This window comes from Pseudomonadota bacterium (assembly GCA_018823285.1).
Classification (GTDB): domain Bacteria; phylum Desulfobacterota; class Desulfobulbia; order Desulfobulbales; family JAGXFP01; genus JAHJIQ01.
In genome coordinates, this window is sequence record JAHJIQ010000029.1 from 1 (window position 1) to 19,753 (window position 19,753).

Genomic DNA, 19,753 nt, shown 5'->3' on the forward strand with positions numbered 1-19,753 from the left:
GAGTGAAGAGTGAAGAGTGAAGAGTGAAGAGTGAAGAGTGAAGAGTGAAGAGTGAAGAGTGAAGAGTGAAGAGTGAAGAGTGAAGAGTGAAGAGAACTGTGGGCTACGCTTGCCGGAATGTCAAGCATTATTTTATTTATAAACGTCTGAAATTATTATAAAATACCCTCATTACATCCATTGAAATTTCTTCTCCCCCCGCTCATTAATTTTACATTTTGCATTTTGCATTCTTCATTCTTAATTCTTCACTCTTAATTCTTAATTCCCCTTCGGGGCTCACCTGATTTTCCCTTTTCATATTCCCTGTTTCCTTATAGAGTGAACCGAATTACCCGAAACGAAAAATCTGCCAGCGCAGGATAGAACCGCACATGCCTGAAGTCCGAAAAAAACTGAGCCGCTACATCATTGCCGCCTTCTTCCTGAACATCTTCGCGATCATGAGCGTCGGGGCGGTCTGCATCTCCCTGGTCGGCAACCTGGTCAACAATATCAAGGAAATCAAGGTGGAGAGCGAAGATGTCTTCACTGCCAATGATGTCAATATCAAGGTCTCCCAGATTATTTATGCGATCGACAAGGCAATCATCAAGGCCGACCGCCAGCACTTGAACTATGCCAGCGATATCATCCATGACCTGATCGGCGAGGTGAACGCCTTTCTTGCCGACCGTGCCGAGCTCGGCCATGACCGGGATGAGCAGGAAAAGCTCGGCAACATCCTGCCGATCCTCCAGCAGATCAGTGAGAAAGTGACCATTCTGCTGGAAAACCCGGCCAACATCATGTTCGACCCGGAACTCGTGAAAGATCTCGGCAAACTCGGCAGCAGGGTGCAGGCCAAAACCGTCGAACTGAAGGACTACCATGCCCCGATCATCACCACCCTGGTTGACGATTCCTACCATAAAATGCGCTCCATTCTCGCGCTTTATCTGCTCTCCTCGCTGATCGGGATCCTCGCGTCGATTGTCGGCTACATCATTCTGACCAGAAACACCATCACCCCGATCATGAACCTCGCCCGGGCGACCCAGGATGTGGCGAGCGGCGACCTTTCGGTCCGGGTCGACAGCCGTTCGCAAACAGAGATCGGCGCCCTTTACCAATCTTTCAACCTGATGACCAGTCAGCTGGAAAACCATGAGCAGAAAAGAGTCGAGTTCGCCAACGAGCTGGAACGGCAGGTCGAGGCGAGAACCGCCGAATTGCGGGAGGCCAATGAGAACCTGAAACGGACCCAGTCGGATCTGGTCCGGATGGAGAAGATCGCCACCCTGGGCCAGATCGCAAGTTCGGTCAACCACGAGATCAAGACCCCTTTAAACTCCCTCTACCTGAACCAGCAGCTCCTCGCCAGAAAGATCCGCAAGTATGACTGGCACGACGACAAGACCCGCGACAGTCTGCTTTCAGTCACCGATATCATCGACAATGAGATCAAACGGATCAGCGAAATTCTGGATGAATTCGTCCAGTACGCCCGCTTCGCGCCGCCGAATCTGATGGAATGCAACGTGAACGACCTGGTGGTCGAACTGCTCCGGATGGTCGGGGAGTCAGCCCGGGAAGCAAAGGTCGAAATTGTCAGTGAACTTGTTGACGGCCCTCTCAACGCGATGATCGACCGGAAAAAAATTACCCAGGCGCTGCTCAACCTCTCGGTGAACGCGATCCACGCGATGCCGGATGGCGGTCATCTGAAACTGATAACGCAGCGAACCAAAAACGGCGAAATCGTGATCAGAGTTGCCGACGACGGCATCGGGATCAAGGAGCAGGATCTTAAAAAAATATTTGAGCCGTTTTTTACCACTAAAGAGAAAGGAACCGGTTTCGGACTGGCCATCGTCCGCCGGATTATTGAAGACCACCGGGGCAAAATCACCTGCCGCAGCAAGGTTGGCGAAGGCACCGAATTTGAAATCGTGCTTCCCGAACCCGGTGCAGCGCGCAGAATTTTTGCAAAAACCTGAATCCGTGAGCGTTCGAGAGCGGTACAGATGCAAGGCGACGACGATGTTGATTATACATATGGTATATCAACGAGTTGTCAACGCAGCAGATGTGCGGCTCTCGAACGCCCCGCAGGGCGGCGGGTGAGTATTCACCTCCGCAACTAAGCAAAAAATTCTTGCGTAATCACAACCACCTGAGCTGATTGATCGCGCGAAGCCGTCACGGAATCAGGAAAAATTATAAACCAGCAGGAAGACCATGAATGACGTTCAGATCCTGATCGTGGATGACGATTCGATCACCCGGCAGACCCTCTCCATGTCCCTGGAGGATGACTTTACTACCGTTACCGCAGGAAGTGGCCCGGAGGCACTGAAAATTCTCGGCCGCGAGCATATCGATCTCGTCCTCTCCGACCTCGACATGCCGGGAATGTCGGGCATTGAATTGCTGGAGAAAATAAACCAGCTCGATAACCCGCCGCCGGTCATCTTCATCACCGGCCAGGGCACCATCGAAACCGCAGTCCAGGCGATGAAACTCGGCGCTTACGACTACGTGAGCAAACCGGTCAATGTAGACCGGCTGATGCTCCTCATCGACAAGACCCTGGAAAACAAGAACCTGAAAGAGGAAAACATCAGGCTCAGGCAGCAGCTGAAGGAATCCATGCCCGACCTGAACCTGATCGGCGCCTCCCCGGCCATGGTGAAAATCACCGACCTCGCCCGGCAGGTTGCCGGCACCAGGGCCACGGTGCTGATTGAAGGGGAGTCAGGCACCGGCAAGGAGCTGGTGACCAATATCATCCATTACAACAGCCCGGTCGCCCACGGGCCCTTCATCAAGGTCAACTGTTCCGCCTTTGCCGAAGGGGTCCTCGAGTCGGAACTCTTCGGCCATGAGAAGGGGGCCTTTACCGGGGCGGTCGCCACCAAGAAGGGCCGTTTCGAGCTGGCCGACAAGGGGACCCTGTTCCTGGACGAGATCGGCGAGATGCCGCCCTCGATCCAGGTCAAACTGCTGCGCTTCCTGCAGGAGATGACCTTCGAACGGGTCGGCGGCACCAGAACCCTGAAGGTCAACGTCCGGATTATTTCCGCCACCAACAAGAACCTTGAAGAACTGGTCCGCGAGGGAACCTTTCGCGACGACCTCTTCTACCGGCTGCGGGTGGTAAAGATCGAGGTGCCGCCCTTACGGAAAAGAAAGGAGGACATCCCGGCCCTGGTCAAGAGCTTTATCGCCAAATTCTCCCACCTCCACGGCAAGCCGATTTCCGGGATCACCGACGAGGTCATGGAGCTGATCAGATCCTACAACTGGCCCGGCAATGTCAGGGAACTGATCAACTGCATCGAAAGCTGCGTGGTGATGACCAGGAGCGAGACCATCGATCTGGAGAGCGTTCCCGAATATCTCGCCAATAAACCGATTGAATCAGGCAATGGTAATGAAGGCGGCATTCTCCAGGAGCTGGAGATCAAAGCGATCACCGAAGTGATGGATGAAACGGGGGGCGACAAGACCGCCGCCGCCAAAAAACTCGGCATCGGCCTGCGCACCCTGTACCGCAAGATCGAGAAATACGGCATGCCGTATTGATCCTTTATCAGAAATCTTGACAACAACCCCCTTACGCCTTACCCTGATGTAAGGAATTAAATCAAGTAAGGAGAACACTATGGCGCTGGCAACCATAACAACAAAAGGACAAATCACAATCCCGCAAGAAGTAAGAAAAAGTCTCAATCTTCACACCGGAGACAAGCTGGAGATCATTGCCACAAGCGAGGGTGAAGCCCTGATCAGGCCGGTATCCAGAAAAGTAGACGATGTCTTCTGCATGTTGCAAAAATCAGGCAGGAAAGCTGTCTCAGTCGACACCATGAATGCCACGATAAAAAAACGACTCGCAGAGAAATATAAATGAAAGGGGTCGACACCAATATTCTGGTCCGGTTCCTTGTTGGGGATGATGACCGGCAAACGAAGAAAGTCTACACAATTTTCAAGCAGGCGGAATCTGCGAAAAACCAGTTATTTGTTCCTCTGTTGGTTGTTCTGGAACTCCTCTGGGTTCTCGATTCCGTTTACAGTATCCCAAGAAATAAAATACTCGATTGCCTGAGCGAATTGATATTGATGCCTGTTCTGAAATTTGAAAGCCATACAACCATTCAAGAATTCATTTCAACTTCCCAAAAGAGCAAACATGATCTTGCTGATCTGTTAATTGCCCATTCTGCAATCTCGCAGGGATGCGAACGGATTATCACTTTTGACAAGAAAGCCGGCAGATTTGAACTGTTTGAATCTGCATAAAGAGTTCCAGACCCCCGGTTTTCACCGGGGTGACGAGTTGTTCCATGGTCATTAAAAGAAAGGGCCGTCCGGATCATGGACGGCCCTTTCTGCAAAGCTCTCTTTTCAATATCCGGAGTTAAAAATCCTCAAACTCCTCATCATCCATCGGGATTACCTCTTCGGGTTTTTTCGCCTTCGGCGCTGATTTGGCCGGTGCGGCGAGAGCGGGACGCCGGGTAACCGGAGCCGGTGTCCGCCGGTTTACCGGACGACTTGCGCCTGATGCCCGGTGCACAGGAGGAGCACTGCCGACCCCTTCAACCAGGGAACGCAGGTCCATGATTGAAGCCATCATCACCTCGGACTGGGCATTCAACTCTTCTGCGGCAGCTGCAGACTCTTCAGCAGTAGCCGAGTTCCGCTGGGTCACTTCATCCATCTGGGAAATGGCCTTGCCGATCTCGGAAAAACCGGTGGACTGCTCCTTGGAGGCCGCTGAAATCTCACCCACCAGACTGCCGACCTTGGAGCTGCTTTCCGCCACTTCCTTGAAGGCGGCATTGGTCCGGGAGACGATCTCCTTACCGGAGTTGACTTTAACAACCGTCCCTTCAATCAGGGCCGCGGTATTCTTGGAAGCTTCGGCGGCACGCATCGCGAGGTTCCGCACCTCGTCGGCCACCACCGCGAATCCGGCGCCCGCCTCTCCGGCCCGCGCCGCTTCAACCGCCGCGTTCAGGGCAAGAAGGTTGGTCTGGAAGGAGATCTCGTCGATGGTTTTGACGATTTTCGAGGTCTCGTCACTGGCCTTGGAGATTTCCTCCATGGACCGGCTCATCTCGTCCATCGCCTTGTCCGCAGCAGTGATCACGCTCAGCGCCTCGCGCATCAGGGTATCCGCCTGGTTCGCGTTGTCGGCATTCTGCCGGGTCATCGAGGTCATCTCTTCCATGGAGGCGGAGGTTTCCTCAAGGGAGGCGGCCTGCTCCGAAGCGCCCTCGGCCAGCGACTGGCTGGAGGAGGCCACCTGACCGGCGGCGCCGGAAACCTGCTCCGCGCCGCTGGTCATGTTCTTGACCGCCTCGTTGATCGGCCTGGTGATCGCGCTGGTGAGAAGAAAGCCGATGGCCAGGGCGATGACCAGGCCGACAATGCCGATTATGGTCGCAACAAGAATGGTCCGGGTGCTGACCGCATCATACTCCTTGTCCCCTTCGTTCATCTCTTCGTGAAGTGACGTGAAGAGTTTTTCAAGCTCATCGTCAACCTGGCCCCTTTGCACGTCGATCTTTTCGTCCAGCTCCCGGATCTTCTTCAGATTACTGATCCCCTCCTCACTTCCCGGCGCAACTCCTTTGTCCTTTTCCAGAACCGGGAACATTTGATCTTCGAAGATCGCGAGATACTCGGAGTAATCAGCGCCGAACTCCTTGGCAATCCGCCGCTCCTCATCAGTATCAACCAGTTCCAACACCCGGGCGATATCTTTTTTGCTCTGCGCCTTCAACTCGGCGAACTCCCTGCGGGTCGCCTCGAGATTCCGGTTGATCACCGCATCGGCGATCACGCTGTAGGAACCGGCCAGTCTTTCCATGATCTCTCCCATCTCAATCGCGTCATCGGCCCGTCCGGCGCCTTCATCCTGAAGAGCGGCCAGACTCTTCATGCCGGAGACCATATACAGGATGGCGAGGCCGAGAATGACCGCGACCATGATAAACCCGCCGAGAATTTTCTGTGACATCTTGAATTTTGCTAACATTGGCTCTCCTTTTTCTCTTTGATGAACATGTCCATAAAAAGACAGTTTTCCGAAAATATCCGGTTGCATCAGCCCGCCGGAATCAGGCCACCGCCTCCAGCGCGACGATCTCATCATCGTTCAACGCCTTGTCGATATCGAGGAGCATGATCACCTTCTTGTCCTTCTTGGCAATCCCCAGGATATAGTCGGTGTTGGCTCCCCTTACTTCAGGAGTATCCTCGATATCATGCGCGTTCACATTCATAACTTCCGATACGGAATCAACAATAATCCCCATCAGGGCGGTGGTCTCTTCCTTGTCGATTTCCATCAGGATAATGCAGGTCCGTGAAGTGTAGTCGGCCCGGGGCATCGCAAACTTGAGCCGCAGATCGATCACCGGGCTCACCTTTCCCCGCAGGTTGATCACCCCTTTGACGTAATCCGGCATCCGGGGGATCTCGGTGATATCGAGGATCCCGATGATTTCCCGGACCTTCAGAATCCCGACTCCGTATTCTTCATTGCCCAGGGTAAAGGTGAGATATTTCCCGCCTCTGCTGGTTTCCGCTCTGATCTGCTTGTTTAACTCTTCCGCCGTCACATCGCACCTCCCTGAGTCAATCATCTTTTCCGATATTGTTTTCATCCCACCTTTCGATTATCGGCCTCCTGATAATTCAAAGTCAACCCCCCCCAAAAAAAAAAGATTATCAATGAGTTACAGCCAAGGTTGAGATTGGACTCCCCAGCCACACACTCCCCAAGGTTGAGATTGGACTCCCCAGCCACACACTCCCCGCAGCGGATAGCGAACAGGGCAGGGAAAAAACCACGAGGTGATCGGTGTAAGCTTTTCACCCTTCGGACATGGGCTGGGCCATCCTTCGACCGGCTCAGAATGATCCTTCGACAAGCTCAGGATAAGCGGGCTTCGACAAGCTCAGGATGTGCGGGCTTCGGCGGGCTCAGGGGGAGCGGATTGACAAGCTCAGGATGTGCAGGGATTTGACAAGCTCTGGATGAGTTGGATCACGGAGAGGCTGCACACCCGGGTAGATCGGGATACGGCGAGGCAGCAAAGCTGTGATGACAGGCATAACCGTTACTCCGCTCACCCTGAGCCTGTCGAAGGGTGAACCAGCCGAAAAGATTCCGGCTGAAATTTGAGAATGATCGGCAAAAAAAATGGCCCCCGGTTTCCCGGAGGCCATTTGATCAGGCAATCAGTATGGATAAAGTCAGTTATTTCTTCTTCTGCACATTGGCAGCAGCCGGGCCTTTAGGACCATCGACGATCTCGAAAGTGACTTCTTCTCCTTCAGCCAGAGTCTTGAAACCTTCTGTCTTGATTGCAGTGTAATGAACGAACACATCATTACCCTGAGCCTGCTCGATGAAACCAAAACCCTTTGACTCATTGAACCACTTGACTTTACCTTCTAACATTTCAACTCCTATCAATACTTGTTGAACAAATACCAGGCTCTGACCCGACAGAACCCATTACTAAAAAAGGCCACACAATATTTTCACTGTGCGGCCGACAATAACAACTGTTCCAGTACTGCACATATACAGAGATAGAATTTTATAACAGAAAAAAACTGCGATTGCAAAAAAAAACAGGCCCCCCGAGTTGAATCGAAAGGCCTGCCCCATCCCCCTTTTTTTTTCACCCTGCGGGTATAAGTCTCGATGTCTCGCAAGCTCGCTTATCGGTACGAGCAGGCGAGCTGCTCAACTCAGCTTTTCACCCTTCGGGTATAAGTTTCGTACGAGCAGGCGAGCTGCTCAACTCAGCTTTATGTTTTCAATCCCCCAAAAAAGAGGATGCGAGTGAAAACAATACCGGGATATCTTACATACCGAGAACCGCCGAGAACCATCCCTTGAGCAGCTCGATCGGCCCGCCGTCGACCATGGCGCTGACCAGGCAGGCTACCGCCCAGATCCCGACCAGGGAGGAAACAACTCCCATGGTGATCATGCTGCCCCGTGATACCGAATCCACACCACTGCGGGCTGATGCACCGGCGTTTACGTTGACGTTGGTCTTTGCTTTAATCTCGCTCATTTTCTTTCCCCTTTTCATTCAGATCAAATAATTGTGTCTTCTTCTGTTCAATCTCTTCTCATATTCCGGTGAGGGCGGTAACAAACCCGCGTACCAGTTCGGCAGGGCCGTTCAACAGGGCGTTGGCGAAACAGGCTACCGCCCAGAGTCCGACGAGTCCTGAAACTCCGCCCATGGCGATCATGGTGGCGCGGGAGAAGGTGTCGACTGCATCCCTTGAAACATCTTTGGCTATCGTTCTGGTTTTTGTATTGGCGTTCATGGTCTCTCTCCTTATGATTTTTTTTCTTTGCTCTCTCTCATCAGCCTGTTCATCAGATCCCGGTCACTGCACTGATGAATCCCTGTACAAGACCGATGGGGCCGGCGGAAACGATGGCGCCGACAAAACAGGCAGCCGCCCAGACACCGATGAGCATTGAAGATGCACCGAACATGGCGATGGTGGTTTTGCCGAATGTATTCTCATTTGTTCTGGTGGTGGTCCTGGTTGCTGTTTTATTGATTGCAGTTGTCATGATCATTCTCCTCAGTATTTAAAATTCAGTTCTCTGAACTTCTGAACTCTTTCCTTTGCCTGGTAATATTGCCAAAACCGTGCCACAACACGCAAACAACGATTTATCAGCAAGTTAGATTTTCGCCGCTGGATTTTCCGTGTCAGCATGACACAAGGTTTTGTCATTTTGGCAGGGAATGAACAGCGAACAGGCATTCTATATTTGCCCGTTGGGATTCTTGATGCTATATTGACCGGTCAGAATAAACATTACCGAAATCTGCATCCGTGAGCGTTCGAGAGAGGCGAAAGATCGCACGAAGCCGTCACGAATTCAGGAGAAAAGGACAACCGACATGATCAGGATTGGAATTATCGGCGGTTCGGGACTCGACAACCCGGATATACTGAAAGGCACCAGAGAAGTGCGTGTGGACACCCCGTACGGCCCGCCATCCTCTCCGCTGACCTGTGGAACCATAGAAAATATTGAGGTTGCCATTCTCGCCAGGCACGGCCGGGACCATTCAATATACCCGTCCGGCGTGAACTTCCGGGCCAACATCTCTGCCTTGAAGGAATATGGCTGCACCCACATCCTTGCCGCAACCGCAGTCGGTTCCCTGCGTCAGGATATCGCACCGGGACATCTGGTTTTTCCGGACCAGTTCATCGACCACACCCGTAAACGGGAAACGACTTTTTTTGATCGGGGTCCGGTTGTCCATACCCCGATGGCGGAACCGTTCTGCCCTGAACTGCGCGCCCTGCTCGCCGAATCGGCCGCATCTCTTGGCATCCCCCACCACACCGGGAAAACCGTAATCACCATCGAAGGGCCGAGATTTTCGACAAAAGCCGAGAGCCATATGTTCAGGAGCTGGCGCGCGGATGTCATCAATATGAGTACCGTACCGGAAGTGAACCTGGCCCGCGAGATGAAGATCCATTACGCCTCGACCGCCATGTCGACCGATTATGACTGCTGGCACGAGGATGAGGAACCGGTCACCTGGGAAATGATCCTCGATACCATGAAAAACAATGCCGACAGTGTAATCAGGCTCTTTCTGGACGTTATCCCCAGGATCAGAAAATATAACGATGTTTGCGTGAAATAAAGCTGAGTTGAGCAGCTGGTCTGCTCTTACGAAACTTATACCCGAAGGGTGAAGCTCAAGGAGAAAAAAGATGCCGATCAAATCAAAGATTCGAACCGTTCCGAACTATCCCAAGAAAGGGATCATGTTTCGTGATATCACCACTCTGATCAAGGATCCGGTAGGCTTCAGGCTGGTGATCGACAACCTGACCCAGAGATATCTTTCAACCGAAATCAAGTATGACATTATTGCCGGGATCGAAGCCCGCGGATTCATCATGGGCGGCGCCCTTTCCTACACTCTCGGTAAGGGCTTTGTCCCGATCAGAAAAAAGGGCAAACTGCCTGCCGAAGTCGAATCCCAGGAATATGCCCTCGAATACGGCACCGACATTATCGAGATCCACAAGGACGCATTCGTGAAAGGCGCCCGCATTCTGCTGGTTGACGATCTTCTTGCCACCGGCGGCACCGCATTGGCGGCCGCGGCCCTGATCGAAAAACTCGGCGGGACCGTGGCTGAAATGTCTTTCATCGTCAACCTGCCGGACGTGGGCGGCCAGAAAAAACTCGAAGAAAAGGGATACAAGATCTTTTCTCTGACGGAATTTGAAGGGGATTGACGGGAAAAGAGAGATAAGAGTTGAGAGTTATGAGCCGTTCTCCTCGCTCCATTTCTTGAACTTTTCAAGATAGCTTTGCGCCACAACCTCCGGATCGAGGGAGAGGAATTTGGCGTAGTTCATCACAAAACCTCTGGTGTATACCGCCACCGGCAGGGCCGGGTAATTGTTGTTTTCGATGTTGAGCAGGTGCTTCTGCTGGACCCTGGTCGACATGGCGACATCATCCAGAGAGAAACGGAGCTTTTCCCGGACCATTTTCAACGCGGCGCCGTCGAACTCGTGAATTTCGGCGACCAGCTTGCTCACATCTTCGACCGTTGTTTCCTGTTCCTGGTTGAACATGACCGTCAGGGCATGGTAAGCCTCTTCAATCTCGTCAAGAATCTCCTGTTTCTGCTCTTCCGAGAACTCCTCTTCAACCGACATGGTGACGATGGACTCGGTTGAATAGATCTCCTTCAGGAGCAGATAAGCTTTCTTCACCTCGGGGAAGGTGGAATCCGGCGGCAGTTCCAGCACATCAAAAAAATCTATGCAGCGTTCTCTTTTCTTCATTTGATGATCTTGACCTGCCGACCGGCCAGAAGGTTTCTGGTGAGCCTTTCCAGTTCACGGGCACACCTCGAATCCGGATAGGCGGTCATGTAGGTCTGTCTCTGGTTGATCGAACGGGACACAAGCTCGTCGTATTCCACGTAGCCTGAATACAGGGCATTGATCCCGAAAAACTTCCTGCAGATACTCTTGACCGAATTACCGATCATGATGTCCTTGTTGGTTCTGGCCTTGTTTAAAATCAGATGGACCTTGAAATCAGCCACTTCCCGGGTGACGACATCCCTGACCTCATCGGAAGTGCTTTTCAGATAGTCGACCAGCTCCCGGAAATTATTGATCCCGAGCTCCTTCCGGTCCTTCCACAGGGTGACCACGAGGTCCCGGTACCCATAGTCGGACAGGACTACCCCGAGCCGTCTGAAAAAAACGTTGCGGAGAAAATTATACATATTCTCAATGGAGATGATTTCGGGAACGATGACCAGGACCATCTTGTCGGCGAGGAGAAAGGTGTCGATTGTGTTGTGATGCGCCCCGGCGCCGAGGTCGATCAGGATATGATCCGCCTTGATCTGCTTGATGTGGGCGAACAGTTTTTTCTTCTGGGCGTACTTGATGCCCTCCGCGCCGAGGGAGCCGATCACCCCGGAGAGGAGGCCGAGATTTTCGACCCCGGTCTCGCTGATCAGTTCTTCGAGCGGGGTTTTATTCTCAAAAAAATCAGACAGGGTCGCTTTCGGACGATGGATGCCGAGAAAGTTATGGAGGTTCGCACCGCCAAGGTCGGCATCGATCATGACCACCCGACCCTCCTTGGCAAGATTCATCCCGATGCTGGAGAGGACAAAGCTCTTGCCCACACCGCCCTTGCCGCCGCCGATGGCCCAGATCTTACAGTTGTTTGAACCGTTCATGTCCATATTCATTCTCACGGTTACCGACTGGGATAAAATTGAGATCCTGCACATACTAACCGATCGTGCGGCAAAGATCAAAAAAGGTGTGCAGAACCATATACAAGGCAGGAATGACTCCTGAAAAGGGATGGGCCTCTACGCGGCGCGACGGACCAGATGCATTGCCCGACGCTGTTTATTGGCGATAATATAATTTATCGGTATATAATGCATGCAGACTCTTTTGCCCAACTCAGCAAAACAAGGAGGCAGATATCAAATCCCTATCACCAACACTGCTTGTTGCCTTGATGCTCCTCTGTATCTCTACTCCTCTCTCAAACGCGAACGAGCAGCCCGACATCGACGAGATCATCGACAAAATCGACCGGCTTTTCCGGAGCGAATCGAGTCGGACCAGGTTCGAGATGCGCATCGAAACCCCGGACTGGCAGCGCACTCTCCAGATGGAAGGGTGGTCCGAGGGACTCGACAAGGCTTTCATCCGGATCTTGAGCCCCAAGAAAGAGACCGGAACCGCCACCTTGCGCATCGAAAACGAGATGTGGAATTACTTCCCCAAGATCAATAAAGTCATGAAAGTTCCGCCCTCGATGATGATGGGCTCCTGGATGGGCTCCGACTTCACCAACGATGATATTGTCAAGGAGAGTTCCATGCGGGACGACTACACCGCCTCTCTCATAAAACCACAAGACGCCGAGAGCGGCTTTTATTACGCCGAATTCATCCCCCGGGAGGATTCGCCGATTGTCTGGGGCCGCATCGTCGCCAAGGTCCGTAAGGAAGACTACATTCCGGTCAGGGAAGAGTTCTATGACGAGAAGGGCACCCTTATGCGAATCATGGTGCTCAAGGAAATAAAATCCCTCGGTGGGAAGACGATCCCGGCGGTCATGGAACTGATCCCGCTGAACAAGAAGGGACACCGGACGATCGTCACCTATACCGATGCCACCTTTGACCTGGAACTGCCGAAAGATATCTTCACCCTGCGTAATCTTCAGCAAAGGAGATGACCATTGCTCTTGAAGATCGCCTTCCGCAACATTTTCCGTCATAAAAGACGCTCCATTCTCACCGGCATGATGATGGCCGGCGCCTTTGTGCTCTTCTCCCTCTCCTTCGGTTTCGTGGACGGCGGGTATGACATGATCATCGACATGTTCACCCGCGACCGCACCGGCCATGTCCAGGTCCATGTCAAAGGCTACCTTGACAAACACTCCCTGTACAAGAAGATCAATGATGTGGAGAGCGTCGGGGCAATTATCGGCAACGCGGCAGAGGTTCTGGCCTGGGCGCCGAGGATTTATGGCCCCGCCCTCGCCTTTGCCGGGCGGAAGACCACCGCTCTGAACCTGATGGGCATCGACCCTGATCGTGAACCGCTGGTGACCCGTTTGCGGGAAAAGGTCAGTGAAGGGAGTTTTGTATCAGACGATCCACTGGCCTACGAAATCATCCTGCCCGCGAAAACCGCCCGTATCCTGAAAATCGGCCTGGGAGACGAAGTGGCCCTGATCAGTCAGGCGGCCGACGGCTCACCGGCCACGGAACTTTTCACCGTCGTCGGACTGGTTGAGGACAAAAACAGCTCTTACGGCGACATGACCGCGTTCACCCATATCGATACGGCAAGGGACTTTTTTGTCCTCGGAAAGACCGCCCATGAAATAACGGTGCTTCTTTCAAACCACTGGCAGTCCAGGGAAGCGGCCTCCCTGATCAACCTGGCCCTTGCCGGGAGCGATCTGGAGGCCTCGCCCTGGGAGGTGGTTGAGGCGCAGTTCTACAAGGCGATGCAGGCCGACCTGAAGGGCAACTGGATCACCCTCACCGTGCTGACCGTAATTGTGGCGGTGGGAGTCCTGAACACCATCCTGATGGTCATCCTTGAGAGGACACGCGAGTACGGGGTGCTGAAAGCCATCGGCACCAGGCCTTCCCAGGTCTTCATGCTGATCGTTCTCGAAACCCTGATCCTGGCAGGGTTCAGCATTCTGGCCGGCGCCATCGGCGGTATTGCCGCCAACGGTTACTTCGCCGAGTATGGCATCACCTATCCGGAACCCATCGAATGGGGCGGGATGACCATTCAGTATATGAAGGCGCGCATTACCCTGCGAACCCTCTGGATCCCCTCGCTGGTGATCTTTGCCACCGCGCTTCTGGTCAGCATCTGGCCGGCCATCAGAGCCGCCAGGATCGTGCCGGTCAAAGCGCTGCGGGAAGGTTAGCACCATGGGTATGCTGCTCAAACTCGCCTGGCGCAATATGTTCCGCAACAAACGGCGCACCTTTCTCTCCGGCCTTGCCGTAGGAATGGGACTGGCCTCGATGATCTTCGTTTTCGGCGTTTATGACGGCATGCTCAAAAGCATGATCAGGACCGCCACCGACAGTTTTCTCGGCGAGGGACAGATCCACGCCCTTGGCTTCAGGGACACCAATGAGGTGGAGCTTACAATCAAAGACTTTCAAGGGGTCATGCAATCCCTTGAAATGGAAGAGGTGATCGAGCGCTTCACCCCCAGAACCATCACCATCGGGATGCTGACTTCTCCATCCGATGTTGCCACCGCGCTGGTCTACGGGATAGATCCGGTCAGTGAACCTCCGCTGTCCAGGCTCGACGAGGCCATGCGCGAAGGAAAATACCTGCAGAACGATGACCTGCGCGGCATCCTCGTCGGCTCAAAGGCGGCCGAGAATCTTGAAATCGGGATCGGCGACCGGGTGGTCCTGACCGCCGCCCGGGCCGGGACCGGCGAACTCGCCCAGGAACTCTTCAGGGTCAGGGGGATCTTCCATTACGACATCAAGGAAGCGGACTCGGGAATGATGTACATCCACATCGACAAGGCACGAGAGATGCTCGGGATCGGCCCGACCGCCCATGAAATAGCCCTCAAATTTACCGACATCGAACTTGCCGGCGACCGCAGCCTGCCCTTCTGGACGAGGTGCACAACAGGAGGAAACGAGGCCCTTGGCTGGAACGATATCGTGCCACAGCTCGACAGCGTGGTGGCGATGACCGACATCGGGGCGTTCATCATCGGCATTCTCGTTTTCTGCATCGTGGCGCTTACGATCATGAACACCCTCTTCATGTCGCTCTACGAGCGGATGTACGAATTCGGCGTTTTAAGGGCGATCGGCACCAGACCGCTGTCCATGGCCGGGCTCATCCTCTTTGAAGCGCTGCTCCTGGGGGTGGTCAGTTCCATCATCGGTGCTGCGCTGGGGCTACTGCTGACCGGCTATTTCAACATCTACGGCATCGACTACCGGGGCATCGAGTTCGCGAGCGTCACCTTTACCGAACTCCTCTATCCCACAATCATTCCCAGGCATTACCTTACTGTGCCCTTGCTTATCCTGGGCTTTGCCGGTATCGCGGCACTCTATCCGGCCTGGTTCGCAGCGCGGCTCAAACCGGCCGAAACCATGAGAAGAAGCCTGTAGGTCAAGGAGGATCAATATGGCGGAAGATGTCATCAGAATCGAAAACGTCTGGCGCACCTACAAGACCGGGGACGTGGAAGTCCATGCCCTGAACGATGTGACGCTCTCCATCGAAAAAGGCGAGTTCACCGCCCTTGCCGGCCCTTCCGGCTCCGGCAAGACGACTCTTCTGAATATCATGAGCGGCCTTGATCTTCCCTCCACGGGCACCGCGATCCTCGCCGGCAAGCCGATTACCATGATGAGCGGCGGCGAGCTTTCCGACTTCAGACGCGACCATATCGGCTTCATTTTTCAATCCTATAACCTGATCCCGGTCCTTTCGGCGCGGGAGAACATCGAATATGTGATGCTGCTTCAGGGAGTAGGCGACGCGGAGAGAAAACAGCGGGTGGCCGCGATCCTTGAGGAAGTGGGGCTCGGAGGAATGGAGAAACGCTACCCCTCCCAACTCTCCGGAGGCCAGCAGCAGCGGGTGGCCATAGCCAGGGCAATGGTCTCCAGGCCGGACATCATCCTCGCCGACGAACCCACGGCAAACCTCGACTCGGTCACCGGCCGCGAGCTGCTGGACATGATGCTCGAACTGAACCGGAAAAGCGGGATGACCTTCGTCTTCTCCACCCATGAGGCGATGGTCATGGAGCACGCACGGAGGCTCATCACCCTGACCGACGGCGCCATCAGCAGCGACGAAAGAAGATGAGCAGAGGACCTTCATACCCCCTGGCCCTTGCCCTGGTACTGATTACCGCCCTCCCCTCTGCCGCAGCGGGATCAACAAAGGTGTCCGGATCGAGCAGAAGTTTCGCGCTGTACTCCGACGACCCGCAGACGGATACCCAATCCGCGATGTTCGAAACCCGTCTCCGGCTGAAACTCTCCGCAGAACCGGCAGCGAAACTGCACTCGGAACTCGCCTACGAACTTGCCCCTTTCTGGCGGGATAAAACGACTCCCGCCTCGACCTCCCGGACCTATCAGGGCTTCTCATACCGGGCGGGCGACCTGGAAAACACATTGTACCCCGCTGCTCCTGATTCTTCCGATTCTTTCGTGGTCAGCCAGAACCTCGACCGGGCCTTTATCAGTTACCGGGCAACCACCTTCGATCTCCTCGCCGGCCGCCAGCCGGTCGCCTTCGGCTCCGCCCGGGCCGCAAATCCGACCGACGTCCTTGCACCATACCCTTACAACACCATCGCCAAAGAGGAGCGGATCGGGGTGGACGCAATCCGGCTCAGGGCCCCGCTCGGAGAGTTGTCCGAACTCGATCTCGGCGCCATCTTCGGCGACGATTTCCGTGAGGACAAAAGCGCAGCCTACCTGCGGCTCAAGGGGTATTCGCTGGGCACCGACTTCTCGGTCATGGCCATGCGCTTTCGGGAACACATTCTCTACGGGCTCGATCTGGCCCGGGCAATCGGCGGGGCCGGAACCTGGCTGGAGGCGGCACAGGTCTTCACCAGCAATCCGGATGATGACTATTTGTCACTCTCCGCCGGGGCGGAATACCTGCTTGCCGAAGATCTTTACGCATCGCTCGAGTATCACCACAACGGGGCAGGGACGACGAATAGACGGGAGTACCTCACCAATTCCCTCAGGACCGCATACATTGACGGCGGTGTCTACCTCCTGGCCCGGGACTATCTGATCCCCGGCTTAAGCTACCAGGCGACCCCTCTGCTTTCACTTTCCTTGAGCATCATCTACAATACGAACGACCGCTCCACCCTCCTCTCGCCCTCCCTGGAATACAACGTTGCCGTAGACCTCTACCTCGGTCTCGGCGGATTTGCCGGTACAGGCGGCAAAAGCGGCCAGCCCGGTGAGAGCAGCGAGTTCAGCAACTATCCCGACCTCTGGTATGCCTCACTCAGTTACTATTTCTAAGGGGGTGGACGGGAGAACAGGCAATCTTCTTTTTTCGTCTGCGCTGAATTTCGCAGGCGGCACTCGCACTCAGATCAGATTCGGGAACAGGATCCACACCTGCTCCATTTACCGCGAGAGATCAGGACATCCCCGTAAACCTGGATCACTCTTTGAAATATTCAGGATAATGCTCCTTCGCGCATTCGGGGCAGAAACTGTGACTGAACCGGGTCTGGGTCCGTTTGGAAATATAACTTTCCACCGGGTGCCAGACATCATCCTGATCCCGGATTTTTTTACAGAACGAGCAGATCGGCAGAAACTTTTCCAGCTGATCAACCCTCTGCCGCAACTCTCTTGCTTGCGCAGCAACCTTACTGAGCAGCAGGGCGAACAAGGTCAGCACGATGATGCGGATAGCCACATTGGCGATGTTCACCATCGTCGAATTCAGCGGGGTGTCCCAGACAAAAATAAATTGAAATCGCAGAATCGGTAACAGGATCGCCAAAGACAGGGCCCAGTTCCGGCTCCCGAACCAGGCGGCAAGTCCCACCGGCAGAATGAACGTCACCGGAAACAGAATATGGGGCCCGGAAAGGTAGTCCAACAGGAGAAAAAACATCGATAAGGCACACCAGGTCCACGGAGGGCGAAACTGATTGAGAAAATTCACGAAAAGATGATTCGAACCATTTGTTTTCATCATATCTTTCTCCTGCGAACTGGTGAGAAAATCCGCTCCCGCAAGAAACAACCTGTGAGCCGCAAAAGGTTTCTGGAGCACAGGAAGTACACCGATGTCATTTACATTAACGAGGATCTCATCCGGCACTCCGCTCTGGTTTGCCGCCAGGGGCAGGGCGCGCTTTTCTCATAACGGGGAGGTGAAAGAACAGGCCGCCGAGGTCAACTCATGCCTCAGGCTACCCCGTTACCGCAAAAGGAGTCAAACAAAAAACCAAACTCGCTCACTCGCTAATTATCTTGCTGCATTCAACAAAAAAGGCCCCGCGATTTTCATCGCGGGGCCTTTTGGCTTTCCTGCTCTAAATCTGCTGATCTTTCAGATCAGTTCGGCTCGTCGTGGCAGAGATCGCAATCCTGCTTGATGACCTTGCCGCTGTTGTTCTCATGCTCTTCGTCATGACAGCGGAAACAGCCGAAACCATCATCGGCATACTGATGGCCGAGATGACCCTGGTAGGTGCCCCAGTTGACCTTGGTCTCCGGCCAGACGTTGTCGAGATACTTCTGGGTCAGATAAAGACCGGCCTTCTTGATGTCTTCACGGTACTGTTCAACCGCATCTCCATTGCGCTTGAACTGCATTTCCATCAGCAGAGAGCCGATCTTCTCCTTGGCCTCATCTCTAGTGGTGTACTCGGTGGTGATTGCAGCGATGCTGTCTTCCCTGATGCCGTTGATTGCAGGGTTGATCTTCTTGCTGAGCAGACCGAAGTCAACCACCTGATCCGGCATATCATAGACGTGGGTCGGCCGGTTGTGACAGTCGATACAGTCCATGATCCGCCATTTGGCTTCACTGCCTTCGGGAAGTTCGATGGATGCCTTGGTGAACTCATCCTGGGTGCCGTCCGGCCTCTTGACCTTGACCTTGGCGATCTGGGTCCTCCGCTCGTCTGCCGCCAGATACTGGACCTCGACCGCGTTGGACACATGCCAGTGGATGCCCTCGAAAACATCCGACTCGGGATTGCGGCCGCCGATGTGCAGGGCGATCTCGTTTACTTCCGGCCTGGTCTGGTTGCTGTTGGTGAAATGTTTGAAGCTCTTGACCTTCTTGCCATGGAATTTCTCCGGCCAGTGACATGCTTCACAGGTGTCCCGGGCCGGTCGCAGATGCTCTACCGGAGCCGGAATCGGCCTGCTGTAGCTGTCGGTAAGAACCGCCACGACCTGGCGCAAACCCGAGAGCTTGGCCCGGACAAACCACTGGGCGCCGGAACCGATATGGCATTCAACACAGGCCACATTGGAGTGCGCCGACCGCTGATAGGCGGTGTATTCCGGAGCCATGACCTGATGGCAGACAACGCCGCAGAAATACGGAGAGTCGGTGAAGTGATACCCTTCATAGCCGATGATCCCGAGAACACAGACATTGATTACGGTCAGGACGATGAAGATGATCATGAACTTGCGGTGTTTATGATCACTTAAGTCAAGGTGCAGATGCTCGCGGGGAATACCGAACTTATGCCACTGCCGGCGTCTTAAAAAACCCGCTACCGGGATCAGGACCAGACCGGTAATCATGCCGCCGGGCAGGATCATGTAGGTGAAGATATTTGCGTACGGGTTCTCGATCAGACCAAGAATATCGAAGATGAGCCCGATCACCATCAGGGTGATACTGACGGTTGTCAGGGTAACCCCCATCAGGCCGAGCGGTGACCGCCACATGCCACGGATTATGAAACTCCATGGGCCTCTGTCGTATTCTTTGAATGTCTCCGGTTTGTTGATTTCATCTGCAGCCATTTGTAACAACTCCTTCCAAAATATTATAAAAAAACCCCCGGCCGGTTATTCGCCATCCACCGTACACGGGGCAACAATAAAGCGCCGAATCACTCTAGTGTCACGTC

At 54.1% G+C, this 19,753-nt stretch carries 21 protein-coding genes; 11 read left to right on the forward strand and 10 right to left on the reverse strand.

Translation table 11 applies throughout. The features are described from left to right. Nucleotides 1–374 precede the first annotated feature (374 nt). The 4 genes from KKG35_07720 (at nucleotide 375) to KKG35_07735 (ending at nucleotide 4,287) form a co-directional block, all read left to right on the forward strand. A complete protein-coding gene (locus KKG35_07720) occupies nucleotides 375–1,979 on the forward strand; it encodes a HAMP domain-containing protein (protein MBU1738017.1) in 1,605 nt (534 codons plus the stop codon). 241 nt (nucleotides 1,980–2,220) lie between these two features. Next, nucleotides 2,221–3,567 carry a sigma-54 dependent transcriptional regulator gene (locus KKG35_07725; GenBank protein ID MBU1738018.1) on the forward strand — a complete coding sequence of 449 codons (1,347 nt, stop codon included), beginning with the start codon at nucleotides 2,221–2,223 and terminating at the stop codon, nucleotides 3,565–3,567. Between the two features lie 79 nt (nucleotides 3,568–3,646). Beyond that, nucleotides 3,647–3,895 (forward strand): AbrB/MazE/SpoVT family DNA-binding domain-containing protein, encoded by a 249-nt coding sequence (locus tag KKG35_07730; GenBank protein ID MBU1738019.1) that lies wholly within the window; start codon nucleotides 3,647–3,649, stop codon nucleotides 3,893–3,895. Further along, the gene (locus KKG35_07735) at nucleotides 3,892–4,287 is read left to right on the forward strand and encodes a PIN domain-containing protein (protein MBU1738020.1); all 396 of its coding nucleotides are present in this window, start codon (nucleotides 3,892–3,894) and stop codon (nucleotides 4,285–4,287) included. The genes KKG35_07730 and KKG35_07735 overlap by 4 nt, the downstream gene beginning before the upstream one ends. Nucleotides 4,288–4,405: 118 nt before the next feature. Here the strand turns inward: KKG35_07735 and KKG35_07740 are convergent, their stop codons facing one another. The 6 genes from KKG35_07740 to KKG35_07765 form a co-directional block, all read right to left on the reverse strand. Further along, the gene (locus KKG35_07740) at nucleotides 4,406–6,148 is read right to left on the reverse strand and encodes a hypothetical protein (GenBank protein ID MBU1738021.1); all 1,743 of its coding nucleotides are present in this window, start codon (nucleotides 6,146–6,148) and stop codon (nucleotides 4,406–4,408) included. After that, a complete protein-coding gene (locus tag KKG35_07745; GenBank protein ID MBU1738022.1) occupies nucleotides 6,114–6,641 on the reverse strand; it encodes a chemotaxis protein CheW in 528 nt (175 codons plus the stop codon). The genes KKG35_07740 and KKG35_07745 overlap by 35 nt, the downstream gene beginning before the upstream one ends. A 617-nt stretch (nucleotides 6,642–7,258) precedes the next feature. Beyond that, nucleotides 7,259–7,462, reverse strand: coding sequence for a cold shock domain-containing protein (locus tag KKG35_07750; GenBank protein ID MBU1738023.1), 204 nt, complete (start codon nucleotides 7,460–7,462; stop codon nucleotides 7,259–7,261). Between the two features lie 412 nt (nucleotides 7,463–7,874). Next, nucleotides 7,875–8,090 (reverse strand): hypothetical protein, encoded by a 216-nt coding sequence (locus KKG35_07755; GenBank protein ID MBU1738024.1) that lies wholly within the window; start codon nucleotides 8,088–8,090, stop codon nucleotides 7,875–7,877. A gap of 58 nt (nucleotides 8,091–8,148) precedes the next feature. Then, entirely contained in the window at nucleotides 8,149–8,352 is a 204-nt protein-coding gene (locus KKG35_07760; GenBank protein MBU1738025.1) for a hypothetical protein, read from the reverse strand. A gap of 52 nt (nucleotides 8,353–8,404) precedes the next feature. Beyond that, nucleotides 8,405–8,608 (reverse strand): hypothetical protein, encoded by a 204-nt coding sequence (locus KKG35_07765; protein ID MBU1738026.1) that lies wholly within the window; start codon nucleotides 8,606–8,608, stop codon nucleotides 8,405–8,407. A gap of 337 nt (nucleotides 8,609–8,945) precedes the next feature. Here KKG35_07765 and mtnP point away from each other — a divergent pair, with 337 nt between their 5' ends. Beyond that, the gene (mtnP, locus tag KKG35_07770; protein ID MBU1738027.1) at nucleotides 8,946–9,710 is read left to right on the forward strand and encodes an S-methyl-5'-thioadenosine phosphorylase; all 765 of its coding nucleotides are present in this window, start codon (nucleotides 8,946–8,948) and stop codon (nucleotides 9,708–9,710) included. 70 nt (nucleotides 9,711–9,780) lie between these two features. Next, a complete protein-coding gene (locus tag KKG35_07775; GenBank protein ID MBU1738028.1) occupies nucleotides 9,781–10,314 on the forward strand; it encodes an adenine phosphoribosyltransferase in 534 nt (177 codons plus the stop codon). 27 nt (nucleotides 10,315–10,341) lie between these two features. Here the strand turns inward: KKG35_07775 and KKG35_07780 are convergent, their stop codons facing one another. Together KKG35_07780 and KKG35_07785 are read right to left on the reverse strand one after the other, a co-directional pair. Further along, nucleotides 10,342–10,872, reverse strand: coding sequence for a helix-turn-helix domain-containing protein (locus KKG35_07780; GenBank protein ID MBU1738029.1), 531 nt, complete (start codon nucleotides 10,870–10,872; stop codon nucleotides 10,342–10,344). Next, nucleotides 10,869–11,789, reverse strand: coding sequence for a P-loop NTPase (locus KKG35_07785; protein MBU1738030.1), 921 nt, complete (start codon nucleotides 11,787–11,789; stop codon nucleotides 10,869–10,871). The genes KKG35_07780 and KKG35_07785 overlap by 4 nt, the downstream gene beginning before the upstream one ends. Nucleotides 11,790–12,082: 293 nt before the next feature. Here KKG35_07785 and KKG35_07790 point away from each other — a divergent pair, with 293 nt between their 5' ends. From KKG35_07790 to KKG35_07810, 5 genes are read left to right on the forward strand one after another with little or no spacing between them, the layout of a single operon-like run. Then, on the forward strand, nucleotides 12,083–12,811 hold the full coding sequence (locus tag KKG35_07790; GenBank protein ID MBU1738031.1) for an outer membrane lipoprotein-sorting protein: 729 nt from the start codon (nucleotides 12,083–12,085) through the stop codon (nucleotides 12,809–12,811). A 3-nt stretch (nucleotides 12,812–12,814) separates the two neighbouring features. Then, the gene (locus KKG35_07795) at nucleotides 12,815–14,032 is read left to right on the forward strand and encodes an FtsX-like permease family protein (protein ID MBU1738032.1); all 1,218 of its coding nucleotides are present in this window, start codon (nucleotides 12,815–12,817) and stop codon (nucleotides 14,030–14,032) included. Nucleotides 14,033–14,036: 4 nt separating this feature from the next. Then, on the forward strand, nucleotides 14,037–15,263 hold the full coding sequence (locus KKG35_07800; GenBank protein MBU1738033.1) for an ABC transporter permease: 1,227 nt from the start codon (nucleotides 14,037–14,039) through the stop codon (nucleotides 15,261–15,263). Between the two features lie 16 nt (nucleotides 15,264–15,279). Continuing rightward, on the forward strand, nucleotides 15,280–15,969 hold the full coding sequence (locus tag KKG35_07805; GenBank protein ID MBU1738034.1) for an ABC transporter ATP-binding protein: 690 nt from the start codon (nucleotides 15,280–15,282) through the stop codon (nucleotides 15,967–15,969). Next, on the forward strand, nucleotides 15,966–17,159 hold the full coding sequence (locus KKG35_07810) for a hypothetical protein (protein MBU1738035.1): 1,194 nt from the start codon (nucleotides 15,966–15,968) through the stop codon (nucleotides 17,157–17,159). The genes KKG35_07805 and KKG35_07810 overlap by 4 nt, the downstream gene beginning before the upstream one ends. 145 nt (nucleotides 17,160–17,304) lie before the next feature. On the opposite strand, the gene KKG35_07815 is transcribed toward KKG35_07810, so the two are convergent. Both KKG35_07815 and KKG35_07820 read right to left on the reverse strand, forming a co-directional pair. Further along, nucleotides 17,305–17,850 (reverse strand): DUF4118 domain-containing protein, encoded by a 546-nt coding sequence (locus tag KKG35_07815; protein MBU1738036.1) that lies wholly within the window; start codon nucleotides 17,848–17,850, stop codon nucleotides 17,305–17,307. Between the two features lie 362 nt (nucleotides 17,851–18,212). Further along, complete coding sequence (locus KKG35_07820; GenBank protein ID MBU1738037.1) at nucleotides 18,213–19,646, reverse strand: NapC/NirT family cytochrome c; 1,434 nt, start codon at nucleotides 19,644–19,646, stop codon at nucleotides 18,213–18,215. Nucleotides 19,647–19,753 lie beyond the last annotated feature (107 nt).

Excerpts from the sequence above, each read along its gene's own strand:
- KKG35_07720 (MBU1738017.1), top strand. The coding sequence starts at position 375 with ATGCCTGAAGTCCGAAAAAAACTGAGCCGCTACATCATTGCCGCCTTC.
- KKG35_07725 (MBU1738018.1), top strand. The coding sequence starts at position 2,221 with ATGAATGACGTTCAGATCCTGATCGTGGATGACGATTCGATCACCCGG.
- KKG35_07730 (MBU1738019.1), top strand. The coding sequence starts at position 3,647 with ATGGCGCTGGCAACCATAACAACAAAAGGACAAATCACAATCCCGCAA.
- KKG35_07735 (MBU1738020.1), top strand. The coding sequence starts at position 3,892 with ATGAAAGGGGTCGACACCAATATTCTGGTCCGGTTCCTTGTTGGGGAT.
- KKG35_07740 (MBU1738021.1), bottom strand. The coding sequence starts at position 6,148 with ATGATGAGATCGTCGCGCTGGAGGCGGTGGCCTGATTCCGGCGGGCTG.
- KKG35_07745 (MBU1738022.1), bottom strand. The coding sequence starts at position 6,641 with ATGATTGACTCAGGGAGGTGCGATGTGACGGCGGAAGAGTTAAACAAG.
- KKG35_07750 (MBU1738023.1), bottom strand. The coding sequence starts at position 7,462 with ATGTTAGAAGGTAAAGTCAAGTGGTTCAATGAGTCAAAGGGTTTTGGT.
- KKG35_07755 (MBU1738024.1), bottom strand. The coding sequence starts at position 8,090 with ATGAGCGAGATTAAAGCAAAGACCAACGTCAACGTAAACGCCGGTGCA.
- KKG35_07760 (MBU1738025.1), bottom strand. The coding sequence starts at position 8,352 with ATGAACGCCAATACAAAAACCAGAACGATAGCCAAAGATGTTTCAAGG.
- KKG35_07765 (MBU1738026.1), bottom strand. The coding sequence starts at position 8,608 with ATGACAACTGCAATCAATAAAACAGCAACCAGGACCACCACCAGAACA.
- mtnP (MBU1738027.1), top strand. The coding sequence starts at position 8,946 with ATGATCAGGATTGGAATTATCGGCGGTTCGGGACTCGACAACCCGGAT.
- KKG35_07775 (MBU1738028.1), top strand. The coding sequence starts at position 9,781 with ATGCCGATCAAATCAAAGATTCGAACCGTTCCGAACTATCCCAAGAAA.
- KKG35_07780 (MBU1738029.1), bottom strand. The coding sequence starts at position 10,872 with ATGAAGAAAAGAGAACGCTGCATAGATTTTTTTGATGTGCTGGAACTG.
- KKG35_07785 (MBU1738030.1), bottom strand. The coding sequence starts at position 11,789 with ATGAACGGTTCAAACAACTGTAAGATCTGGGCCATCGGCGGCGGCAAG.
- KKG35_07790 (MBU1738031.1), top strand. The coding sequence starts at position 12,083 with ATGCTCCTCTGTATCTCTACTCCTCTCTCAAACGCGAACGAGCAGCCC.
- KKG35_07800 (MBU1738033.1), top strand. The coding sequence starts at position 14,037 with ATGGGTATGCTGCTCAAACTCGCCTGGCGCAATATGTTCCGCAACAAA.
- KKG35_07805 (MBU1738034.1), top strand. The coding sequence starts at position 15,280 with ATGGCGGAAGATGTCATCAGAATCGAAAACGTCTGGCGCACCTACAAG.
- KKG35_07810 (MBU1738035.1), top strand. The coding sequence starts at position 15,966 with ATGAGCAGAGGACCTTCATACCCCCTGGCCCTTGCCCTGGTACTGATT.
- KKG35_07815 (MBU1738036.1), bottom strand. The coding sequence starts at position 17,850 with ATGATGAAAACAAATGGTTCGAATCATCTTTTCGTGAATTTTCTCAAT.
- KKG35_07820 (MBU1738037.1), bottom strand. The coding sequence starts at position 19,646 with ATGGCTGCAGATGAAATCAACAAACCGGAGACATTCAAAGAATACGAC.